General features: G+C 66.0%; 8 protein-coding genes. 1 reads left to right on the forward strand and 7 read right to left on the reverse strand.

What is annotated here, in order from left to right; all coding sequences use genetic code 11:
- Position 1: 1 nt before the first annotated feature.
- The 6 genes from fabI to HT136_RS24410 all read right to left on the reverse strand — a co-directional run bounded on the left by fabI (position 2) and on the right by HT136_RS24410 (position 8839).
- Positions 2 to 775 carry an enoyl-ACP reductase FabI gene (fabI, locus tag HT136_RS24385; RefSeq protein ID WP_214202449.1) on the reverse strand — a complete coding sequence of 258 codons (774 nt, stop codon included), beginning with the start codon at positions 773 to 775 and terminating at the stop codon, positions 2 to 4.
- On the reverse strand, positions 772 to 1962 hold the full coding sequence (locus HT136_RS24390) for an acetate/propionate family kinase (protein ID WP_214202450.1): 1191 nt from the start codon (positions 1960 to 1962) through the stop codon (positions 772 to 774). The genes fabI and HT136_RS24390 overlap by 4 nt, the downstream gene beginning before the upstream one ends.
- Positions 1963 to 1972: 10 nt before the next feature.
- Positions 1973 to 3385, reverse strand: coding sequence for a bifunctional enoyl-CoA hydratase/phosphate acetyltransferase (locus HT136_RS24395; RefSeq protein WP_214202451.1), 1413 nt, complete (start codon positions 3383 to 3385; stop codon positions 1973 to 1975).
- Positions 3386 to 3397: 12 nt separating this feature from the next.
- Positions 3398 to 5179, reverse strand: a complete 1782-nt coding sequence (locus HT136_RS24400; RefSeq protein WP_214202452.1) for a PHA/PHB synthase family protein — start codon at positions 5177 to 5179, stop codon at positions 3398 to 3400.
- A gap of 153 nt (positions 5180 to 5332) precedes the next feature.
- Positions 5333 to 5998, reverse strand: a complete 666-nt coding sequence (locus HT136_RS24405) for a glycoside hydrolase family 15 protein (protein WP_214202453.1) — start codon at positions 5996 to 5998, stop codon at positions 5333 to 5335.
- 132 nt (positions 5999 to 6130) lie between these two features.
- Positions 6131 to 8839 (reverse strand): cation-translocating P-type ATPase, encoded by a 2709-nt coding sequence (locus HT136_RS24410; protein WP_214202454.1) that lies wholly within the window; start codon positions 8837 to 8839, stop codon positions 6131 to 6133.
- A 132-nt stretch (positions 8840 to 8971) separates the two neighbouring features.
- Between HT136_RS24410 and HT136_RS24415 the strand changes: the two genes are divergently transcribed.
- A complete protein-coding gene (locus HT136_RS24415) occupies positions 8972 to 9985 on the forward strand; it encodes a 2-hydroxyacid dehydrogenase (protein WP_214202455.1) in 1014 nt (337 codons plus the stop codon).
- 71 nt (positions 9986 to 10056) lie between these two features.
- Here HT136_RS24415 and HT136_RS24420 read toward each other — a convergent pair whose 3' ends face one another.
- Positions 10057 to 11247: a CaiB/BaiF CoA transferase family protein gene (locus HT136_RS24420; protein WP_214202456.1), complete on the reverse strand. Its 1191-nt coding sequence runs from the start codon at positions 11245 to 11247 to the stop codon at positions 10057 to 10059.
- Positions 11248 to 11386: the final 139 nt, after the last annotated feature.

Here is an 11386-nt window from a genome sequence, read left to right on the forward strand (position 1 = left end):
GCTAGCCGAGAATATGCGCGCCGCCATCGACCGGGATGACGGTGCCGGTGATCCGCCGCGCCGCCGGACTGGCGAGAAAAGCCGCGAGCGCGCCGACGTCGTCGATGTCGACGCGCTCGTGCACCGGAACCGAAGCCGACGTGCGGTCGAGCAGTTCGTCGAAGCGGTCGATGCCGCTCGCCGCGCGCGTCGCGATCGGGCCGGGCGAAATGGCGTGGACGCGGATGCCCTTGGCGCCCAGTTCGGCGGCCATGTAGCGGCTCGTGCTCTCCAGCGCGGCCTTGACCGGTCCCATCAGGTTGTAATGCTCGACCACGCGTTCCGAGCCATAGAAGGTCACGCACATCAGGCAGCCACCTTGGGCCATGAGCGGCTCGGCTAGCCTCGCCATCCGCACGAAGGAATGGCACGAGACGTCCATTGCGAGAGCGAAGCCTTCCGCTGAGCTATCGACGACGCGTCCGTGGAGATCCTCGCGCGGGGCGAAGGCGATCGAATGGAGCAGGAAGTCGAGCCCGCCCCAGCGCGCCCGAACCTCCTCGAAGAGCGCTTCGAGCTGGCCCGGCACGCGCACGTCGAGCGGCGCGGTCCATTCGCACCCCAACGCATCGGTAACGGGATCGACCCAGTTGCGTGCCTTTTCGTCGAGGTAGGTCGCGGCAAGCCGCGCGCCGGCCTGGGCGAAGGCGCGAGCGCAACCCGCGGCGATCGAATGTTCGTTGGCAATGCCCACCACGAGCCCGCGTTTTCCGGAAAGATCGACGACGGGTTTCATGACGGGTCTCCATAAAGAAGGCGGACGGTGTGGAGCGCGATCATGCGTTCCTCGTCGGTGGGCAGGACGCGGACTTTCACCCGGCTCTGCGCGGTGCTGATGACAGGGGCGCCGGCGGCGTTGGACGCGGCGTCGATATCGATGCCGAGCCAGGCGAGACGCGCGCATATGGCGGCGCGTACGGCGGGCGCGTTTTCCCCGATCCCGGCGGTGAAGACGAGGGCGTCGAGACCTTCGAGCGCAACGCACAGGGCTCCCGCTTCCCGGGCGGCGCTGCGTACGAACAGATCGATCGCCTCGCGCGCGGCGGGCTCGGGGCTGCTCTCCAGTTCGCGCATGTCGCTGGAAATCCCCGAGACGCCCAGCAGGCCGGACTGGGTGTAGAGCATCGTCTCGACCTGCTGCGCGCTATAGCGTAACTGGGTCTGGAGATGGAGCACCGCACCCGGATCGAGCCGCCCGCAACGCGTGCCCATCATGAGGCCGTCGAGCGCGGTGAAGCCCATGGTGGTATCGATCGAGCGCCCGTCCTTCATCGCGCACAGACTGGCCCCGTTGCCCAGGTGCGCCGCGATCAGGCGGCCCTGGGCCATCTCGGGATCGATCTGCCTGAGCTGGCTTGCGACATATTCGTAGGACAGCCCGTGGAAGCCGTAACGGCGGATGCCGCTTTCGTGCAGCGCGCGCGGGATCGCCATGCGCGATGCGAGGGCGGGCTTGTCGTGGTGGAAGGCGGTGTCGAAGCAGGCGACTTGCGGCAAGTCGGGCGCGAGCCTGGCAAGGCTGCGGATGGCGACGAGGTTGTGGGGCTGGTGAAGCGGCGCGAGCGGCGACAATGCTTCGAGTTCGTCGAGCAGTGCGGGCGTGACCCGTTCGGGCGCGACCAGCCGCGTGCCGCCGTGGACGACGCGGTGACCGATGGCAACGATCGCATGGTCCTCGACATGGTCGCGCGCCCAGTCGAAAAGAATGTCGAGCAGGTCCGAATGCGTCATCGCCGCACCGTCCGGCCACGCGCGCTCGAGGAGCACTTCGCCGTCATCGGTGGCGATGCGCATGGCGGGGGCAATGCCGATCTTCTCGATCTTGCCGCCCGCCGAATGTACCGGGAGGTGGTCCTGGTCGAGGCGGTAGACGCCGAACTTGATGCTGGAAGAGCCCGAATTGAGCGCGACGATGGCCTTCATGCCGGTGCGCTCACTCGGCCAGGCCGGGCGCGGCCTTGGTCTGCGCGCGCGCCATGAGCACCGCGACCGCGCAGGAAGCGAGACGCGTGCGCAAGCTGTCGGCCCGGCTCGTCAGGATCATCGGCACGCGCGCGCCCAGCACGATGCCGGCTGCATCTGCATCGCCCAGGAACGTGAGTTGCTTGGCCAGCATGTTGCCCGCTTCGAGGTCGGGCACGACGAGTATGTCGGCCTTGCCCGCGACGGGAGAGACGATGCCCTTTTCGCGCGCGGCGCTTTCGCTGATCGCGTTGTCGAAGGCGAGCGGCCCATCGAGCACGCCACCTGTGATCTGGCCGCGCTCGGCCATCTTGCACAAGGCGGCGGCGTCGAGCGTGGCGGGCATGGCCGGGTTGATCGTCTCCACCGCGGCGAGGATCGCGACCTTGGGCTCGCTCTTGCCGATCACGTGGGCAAGGTCGATCGCGTTGCGGATGATGTCGGCCTTGCAGGCGAGATCGGGCGCGATGTTGATCGCCGCATCGGTGATGACGAGCGGTTCGGCGCGGCCGGGCACGTCCATGACGTAGGCATGACTAATGCGCCGCTCGGTGCGCAGGCCGGTGTCGCGCTTGACCACGGCGCCCATCAGTTCATCGGTGTGGAGCGAGCCCTTCATCAGCAGCAGCGCCTCGCCCGAGCGCACCATCTCAACCGCAAGCTGCGCCGAATGATGGCTGTGGTCACTGTCGACCACCCGGAAGGCGGAAATGTCTTTGCCCGCCTTCTGCGCGGCGGCGTGGATACGTTCGATCGGGCCGACGAGGATCGGCTCGATGAACCCGGCTTCGGCGCCCTCGCAGGCCGCCGCGATGGCGCTGGCCGAACAGGGGTGGACGATCGCGGTCGGCACGTTGCGCCCGCCCTTGGCCGCTTCCATCAGGCGCTGGTACTGGCTGTGGTCGGAGAGGCGAATGTCGGGCAGCGCGACGCGTGGGCGGCAGACCCGCTCGGCAGGAGCGATCACGCGGGCTTCGCCGGTGATGACAGTGGCGCCATCCTGGTTGATGCAGGTGCAGGCGAGCCGCAAACGCCGCGTCTCCGGCTCGCGCTCGGTGACGGTGACGGTGGCGGTGATCGTGTCGCCGAGGCCGACCGGCCGGGTGAAACGCAGCGACTGGTCGAGATAGATCGTGCCAGGGCCGGGAAGCTCGGTCCCCAGCACCGCCGAGATAAGTCCCGCGCCCCACATGCCATGCGCGATGACCTTGTGGAACATGTCCCCCTGCGCGTAGTCGACATCGACATGCGCCGGGTTCACGTCACCCGAGACGAGCGCGAAAAGGTGGATGTCGCGCTGGGTGAGCGTGCGGGTCACGCTGGCGCTGTCGCCCAGGGCGATCTCGTCGAACGTGCGGTTCTCGATCAGGGTCGGCTCGTTCATGGCGCGTCCTTTCTACTTTTCGAGCACGTAGCGGCCGGGCGCGTCGCACAAGGCGGGATAGCCCTTGTCGGGGTTGCCGAGCGGCGGGGGAGGGCCCGGTTCGCCCGACTGCGCGTCGAGCCAGGCGCCCCATTCGCTCCACCACGAACCCTCCTTGAGTGCGGCGCGCTCGAGCCATTCGTCGGGGTCGCTGAGCGTGCTGCCGTTGTCGCGCGTCGCGATGCGGTAATGGCGGTGGGGATGGCCGGGCTCGGAGACGATCCCGGCGTTGTGCCCGCCGCTCGTCAGCACGAAGGTCACCGAGGCGTTGGTCAGAAGGTGGATCTTGTGGACCGAGCGCCAGGGGGCGACGTGGTCGCGTTCGGTGCCGACCACGAAGAGGGGCCCGCGCAGCGCCTCGAGCGAGACGACGTGGCCATCGACGCGGAAGCGGCCTTCGGCCAGGTCGTCGTGGAGGAAGAGCTTGCGCAAGTATTCGCTGTGCATGGCGAAGGGCATGCGGGTGCCGTCTGCGTTCCAGGCCATGAGATCGTTGACCGGTGCACGCTCGCCCATGAGGTAGGTCTGGAGGACATGCGACCAGATGAGGTCGTTCGAGCGCAGGATCTGGAACGCGCCGCCCATCTGCGTGCTTTCCAGGTACCCCCGGCTCCACATCATGTTCTCGAGAACGTGAAGTTGGCTCTCGTCGATGAAGAGTCCGAGTTCGCCCGGTTCGCTGAATTCGGTCTGTGCGGCGAGCAGCGTCACGCTGGCGAGCCGCTCGTCGCCCTCGCGTTCCATCGCCGCGGCCGTGATCGAGAGCAGTGTCCCGCCGAGACAATAGCCGGCGGCGTGGATCCTGGCGCTGCCGGTGATCGCGCCGATGGCGTCGAGCGCGGCGAGGGGGCCCAGCCGGCGGTAGGCGTCGAGGTCGAGGTCGCGGTCGGCGCTTCCTGGATTGTGCCAGGAGATCATGAAAACCGTGTAGCCCTGCGCGGTCAGCCAGCGGACGAGCGAATTGTGCGCGGACAAGTCGAGGATGTAGTACTTCATGATCCAGGCAGGAACGATGAGAACGGGCTCGGGGCGCACCGTCTCGGTCGTCGGGGCGTACTGGATCAGCTCGATCAGGCGGTTGCGGTAGACGACCTTGCCCTCGGTCGCGGCAACGTCCTTGCCAACGGCGAAGGAATCGGTGCCTGCCGCCGCGCTGCCACTGAGTTCGCGGCGCAGATCCTCGAGAAAGTAGCCAAGTCCGTCGGCAAGGCACTTGCCTCTGGTCTCGGCGATGCGCTTCTGGAGGAGCGGGTTGGTGGCGATGAAGTTGGTGGGGGCGAAGACGTCGAGGACCTGCCGCGCGGCGAAGGACACCATGTCCTCGTGGTGCTTCGAGACGCCGCCGATCCCGGTCGTCGCCGCTTCCCACCATTGCTGGTTGAGCAGGAACGCCTGACTGAGGACGTTGTAAGGTGCTTCCTGCCATTCGGGAGCATCGAAGCGCCGGTCCTGCGGGAGCGGTTCGACAACCTTGTCGGTATCGGGATCCTTCGCGGCGCGGGCGGCATAGCCCATCAGGCGCAGCGACTTGCCCAGCGCCTTGGCGCCCAGTTGCATTTGCTTGCCGGGCGCCGAAGCGAGGTGCAAGGCCCAGTCGGCGGCGGCGAGCATCATGGTGGCGGGCGAAAGCCCGCTCGTAACTTGCGCGATCGCGGCCGAGGCGGAACGGTCGAGGGTCTGTGCGATGCCGTCGAGCGGCTCGCGCGCATGGGCGTTGGGATGCGAGGGGCCATCAGTCCTGGCGGGGGCATTCATGCACGGGCTCCGCTTTGCCGATCGGGAGCGGTCCGGAAGAACCGCAGGGGTCGTGGCAAGGATGGGCCTCGAAATGTTGCAGCGCAATGTCCAAGAATGAACGCAATCGATACAATTGGTCCAAGTATCGAAAAACGTGGCGCTGCGATGCGATCAGGTCTTCGCCGTATCGGCGTTGCGCCAGTACGCGTCGCATTGGGCAAGTGCCTTGCGTGCGGCGGCCAGGCCATGGAAACCGGGCTCTTGCGCGGCGTGCTGTCCGGAAATCGCCAAATGCGCCTGTTCACCCGCCTTGAGCGTGAAATCCATGCGCAGTCGATCATGCTCGAGGATGATCGGCGAGGAACCATCGACCTGCACGCAGACGCCGCCGGGGCGCGACCGCCAGACGCCGAGGTCGTCGACTTCGGGCGGGCGGATGTCGCTCTCCTTGTCGAGATCAAGGAAGAGCGCGCCGCCTAGCGTTCCGCGCGTGCAGGTGAGGAATCGCACGACGCGACAGACGTCACCCCGGCCATCGGGGGTAACGTCCTGCGACGCGACCGGAATGAAATCGGTGAGCTTCACGGCTCCCGAACGGCTGGAGAAATAGGTGTCGAGGATCGTTGTCCCGGCGCGGTAGGATTGCGTCACGAGACGGGCGTCGCTGACCGCGATGCTGGAAATTCCCCTGGGATAGAGCGCTTCGTCAAGGTGCAGGCGCGCCTGCGCACCATCGTTCCAGACCATGTGGGTAAGCGTCCCTTGGGCATCGATACGGGCGGTGTGCCGGGCGTCGCCGATCATGCCGTGCTCGCCAAGGACCAAGTGTGCCGTCAAGGCCGTTCCCATGTCGTGCCGCTCCCCTTCCGCCAGGACCGTCTGCGTCCTTAGCCCAGACGATAACACACTTGGAGGAAATGCGATCCATGTTGGCGCGAGAATTGTGCAGCGTGGCCTGGATTGGAGCAGTCAGGCCAGCTCCGCGAACCAGCCCAAGCGGCGCATGAGGGCTTTTTCAGCTTCGAGCAGGATGAAGATCGCCGCGCCGATCGCGACTAGGATGAGCCCCTCGAAGAGACTCAGCGGCCGGGTGTCGAAGATCGTCTGGAATGCCGGGAGGTAGGTGAACGCGAACTGGGCGAGGGTGACCAGTGCGACCGCGACGAGCACCGCGCGGGTTCCCAGAAGCCCCTGCCAGCTCAAAGACTGGACATGGAGATAGCGCACGTTGAAGAGGTAGAAGATCTCGGCGATGACCAGCATGTTGACCACCATCGTGCGGGTTGTCGCGATGTCCGCGCCAAGGCGCAGCGCACCTGCATAGACGCCCAGCAGGGCCACCGCGAAGAGCACCGAGACGAGTAGCACGCGCCACACGATGAAGCCCGAAAGCAATGGTGCATCGCGCCCGCGCGGCGCGCGTTTCATGATCCCGGGTTCGGCCGGTTCGAAGGCGAGCACCAGCCCGAGCGTGACCGAGGTGACGAGATTGATCCACAGGATCTGCGTCGCGCTCATCGGGAGGGCGAGGTCGAAGATGATGGCGAGGACGACCGCGATGATCTCGCCCCCGTTGGTGGGCAACGTCCAGGCGATGACCTTGCGAATGTTGTCGTAGACGGTGCGCCCCTCGCGTACGGCGGCCACGATCGAGGCGAAATTGTCGTCGAGCAGGACCATCTGCGCGGCCTCGCGGGCGGCCTGCGTGCCGCTGGCGCCCATCGCGGTGCCGACGTCGGCCTGGCGCAGCGAAGGGGCATCGTTGACCCCGTCGCCGGTCATCGCGACGATCAGCCCGTGCGCCTGCAGGGCGCGCACGATCCGCAGCTTATGCTCGGGGCTGGCGCGGGCGAAGACGCAGGTGCCGGGGACTTCCTCGTGGAGTTCGTCTTCGCTCATCGCCTCGATCTGTGCGCCGGTGAGCGCGCGTGGCTGGTCCTCGATTTCGAGGTCGCGGGCAATGGCCAGCGCGGTTGCAGCATGGTCGCCAGTAATCATCTTCACGGCTATTCCGGCCGAGCGGCACTGCGCGATCGCGCTACGGGCTTCGGGACGCGGGGGATCGACGAAGGCCATCAGTCCGAGCATCCGCGCACCGGCGAGGTCGGTCATGGCGAGCCTCACGGTGCCCTCGGGAAGCGCGAGCGAGGCGAAGCCGAGCAGGCGTTCGCCCTGGCTTGCGGCATCCTCGACGATCGCTTTCCAGTGGGCCACGTCGGTCGTGTCCGAGCAAAGCGCGAGGATGGCCTCCGGTGCGCCCTTGATATAGGCGATGCACGCCCGCTCGGGCGTACGGTGCAGGGTTGCCATGAAGCGGTAGGCGGCATCGAAGGGAATGGCATCGAGACGCTCCCACGCGGCGTCTCGCGATAGCCCGTCGAGCCCGGCCTTGGCAGCGAGCGCCAGCACGGCGCCGTCCATCGGGTCGCCGACCACCTGCCACTGTCCGTCCTCGCCTTGCGCAAGGCGGCCATCGTTGCACAAGGCTGCGCACCGCGCGATATCGCGATAGGGCGCGGCTGAAACGGCGTCCGGATCGGCCGGAGCAAGATCGGTCGTTGCGACGATGGTCCCTTCGGGCGCATAGCCGTCCCCGCTGACCTGCCATTCGCCTTGGGGCACGAACAGGCGCGTGACGGTCATCTCGTTGCGGGTGAGGGTCCCGGTCTTGTCAGTGCAGATCACCGATGTCGCGCCCAGCGTCTCGACGGCGGGCAGCTTGCGGATCACCGCCCGGCGCTGGGCCATGCGCTGGACACCGATCGCAAGCGTGATCGTGATGACGGCGGGAAGCCCTTCGGGGATCGCGCCGACTGCGAGCGCGACGACCGCGATCAGCGCATCGACCCAGGGGTAGCCGCGCGCGCCCACGGCAAAGGCGAACAGCGCGATGCTGCCAGCAAGGATCAACAAGGTCAGTCGCGTGCCGAAGTGGTCGATCTGGCGCAGCAGCGGGGTGACAAGGCGTGGGACCGACTGGATCAGCGTGCCGATCTTGCCGATCTCGGTTGCGGTGCCTGTCGCGACAACGAGGCCAGTGCCTTGACCGCGCACTACCAGCGTACCCGAAAACGCCATGCTTGAGCGCTCCGCGAGCGGTGCTTCCCGGCTAACGGGATCTGCATGCTTCTCGGCAGCGACGGATTCGCCGGTCAGGGTGGCTTCCTCGATCGAGAGCGCGCGGGCGCGGGCGATGCGCAAGTCGGCCGCCACGCGATCGCCTGCCTCGATCACCACGATGTCGCCCGGCACGAGAGTGTCGGCCGCAATGGCCTGGCGATGACCCTCGCGCAGGACATGGGCCTGTTCACCAATAAGGTTTTCCATCCCCGCGAGAGCCTTCTCGGCACGTCCTTCCTGAATCACGCCGACCAGGGCGTTGATCAGCACCACGGCAAGGATCACCCCGGCATCGATCGCATGATCCAGGAAGAACGCGGCGAGGGCGGAGGCCAGGAGGAAATAGATCAGCGCATTGTTGAATTGCGCGAGGAAGCGCAGGAGGGGATGTGGTGGCCGCGCGCGTGGCAAGAGGTTCGGGCCATGGCGCGCGAGACGCCGTTCGGCTTCGTCATGCGTCAGTCCGTTTTCGTTCGAGTTCAGTTCGTTGCAGGCCCTGGCGATCCCGATGGCGTGCCAATCCGGCTGCGTCCTTGGCTCGTCCTCGCGCAAGACCATGGCTCGTTCCTCTCGCAATGCACTGGGCAAGTGTCCAGAGGGAGGCTAGCGAGGCCTTGTGCCTTGTGCAATGCAGCATGCGTGATACCATCTCGGGCAGGGTGATGGCTTGGCTCGCGGGGGATTGGACACATGAAGGTGGTTGTCTTCAGCACGCGACCTTACGATCGCGCGTTTCTCGATCAAGCCAACGTCGCCTTGGGGCGACCGCATGATTTCACGTATTTCGACACGCGCCTGACCGAACAGTCTGCCAATTTCGCTCAAGGCTTCGATGCGGTCTGCGCTTTCGTGAACGACCAGTTGGGCCGGGCCGAACTGGAAGTCCTCGCCCGCAACGGAATTCGCCTGGTTGCACTGCGCTGTTCGGGGTTCAACAACGTGGACCTTGTCGCGGCACATGCCCTGGGGCTCAAGGTTGCGCGCGTGCCGGCCTATTCGCCCGACGCGATCGCCGAGCACGCGGTAGCGCTCATGCTCGCGCTGAACCGGCGCATTCACAAGGCCTACGCCCGGGTGCGCGAGGGCAATTTCGCGCTCGATGGCCTGCTTGGTTTCGACTTGCGCGGCAAGACCGCCGGGATTGTGGGAACGGGCCGGATCGGGCTCAACGTCGCGCGTATCCTGAAGGGGTTCGGCTGCGAGGTGCTGGCCAGTGATCCCTTCCCCAACCCCGAACTCACATCACTGGGCGGGCGCTACACCGCGCTCGACGACCTGCTCGGCCAGTGCGACGTGATCAGTCTGCATTGCCCGCTCACTCCGGCTACCCACCACCTGATCGGGCGCGGCGCGATCGCGCGGATGAAGGCAGGGGTCATGCTGATCAACACCAGTCGTGGCGCGGTGATGGATGCACGCGCGGTGATCGCCGGTCTCAAGAGTGGCAAGGTCGGGTACGTCGGCCTCGACGTCTACGAAGAGGAAGGGGATCTCTTCTTCGAAAACCTATCCGACACCGTGATCCGTGACGATGTTTTCGTGCGCCTGATGACTTTTCCGAATGTTCTCATCACCGGCCACCAGGGTTTCTTCACGCGCGAGGCCATGGCCGCGATCGCGACGACGACGCTCGCCAATCTCGATGCCTTCGCGGCGTGCGGATCGCCGCTCCATCCGGTCACGGTCGAAATGCGCGCGGGCTGAGGTACGAAAAAGGGCGCGGGGCCATCGAAGCTCCCGCACCCTTTTTACTTTCCGCCCGCAGGCCGTTGGCGTCAGACGATACCCGCCGCTTCCATCTTGGCAATGGCATCGGCGTCGAGGCCCAGCAGTTCGCCCAGAATCTCGGCGTTGTGCTGACCGACCTTCGAGGGGGCGGGGCTGCGGATCGAGCTAGGCGTTGCCGAAAGCTTGGGGAAGGCATTCTGCATCTTGAGCTTGCCGTGGGTCTCGGTCTCGATCTCGACGATCGCTTCGCGCGCCGCGAAGTGCGGGTCGGCGAGCATTTCGGGCGCGCGGTAGACGCGACCGGCAGGAATCGCATACTCGATCATGAGATTGTCCATTTCCTCGACCGTGTAGTTCTTGGTCCAGGCGTTGATCATCTCGTCGAGTTCGGTCTGGTTTTCCCCGCGCGCGAGGTGGGTCGCATAGCGCGGATCATCGCCGAGTTCGGGCTTGCCCATCGCGGTCGAAAGGCGCTTCCATAGAGGGTCGGCATTGGCGCCGATCATGTATTCGCCGTCCGAGCAGTAATAGACGTTCGAGGGCGCAATGCCGGGCAGGATAGAGCCGGTGCGCTGGCGGATGAAGCCCGAACTGTCGTACTCCGAGACAAGGCTCTCGGTGATCTGCAGTACGCTTTCGTAAAGGGCTGCGTCGATGATCTGGCCCTTGCCGGTCGTGTCGCGCACGTGGAGCGCGGCAAGGATGCCCATGACACCGTACGTCGCGGTCAGCGTGTCGCCGATCGAGACACCCATGCGGCTCGGCGCACGATCGGGTTCGCCCACGATGTAGCGCCAACCGCCCATCGCCTCGCCGATGCCGCCGAAGCCGGCGCGCGAGGAGTAGGGGCCAGTCTGGCCGTAGCCCGACATGCGCGAAATGATGAGGCCCGGCTGCTCCTCGAGCAGCTGCTTGGGATCAAGGCCCCACTTCTCCATTGTACCGGGTCGGAAATTCTCGATCACGATGTCGGCGTGGCGGATCAGTTCTCGAACGAGTGCTTGGCCTTCGGGAACGCGCATGTTGACCGAGACCGAGCGCTTGTTGCGCGCGACCACTTCCCAACAGACCTTCTTTTCGCCCTGGCCCCAGATGCGCAAGGGATCGCCCTTGCCCGGCGGCTCGACCTTGATGATGTCCGCGCCCATGTCGCCCAGCAGCTGGCCAGCAAACGGACCAGCGAGAAGCTGGCCCATTTCCACGACACGAAGACCCTTGAGTGCTCCGTTGTTTTCCATGGTTACTCCGCGGCCTCCGCGAGTTCGTGGCGCCACATGGGCTTTTTGGGTGCGGGGAGGCCGGTTTCTTCGAGGCAGTTCTTGCGCAGGGTGTCGATGTCGGGGCCGAAGTTGAAGACCTCGACGGTTCCGCGATCGC

Source organism: Novosphingobium profundi (assembly GCF_018491765.1).
In the GTDB taxonomy this organism is placed as follows: Bacteria; Pseudomonadota; Alphaproteobacteria; order Sphingomonadales; family Sphingomonadaceae; genus Novosphingobium; species Novosphingobium profundi.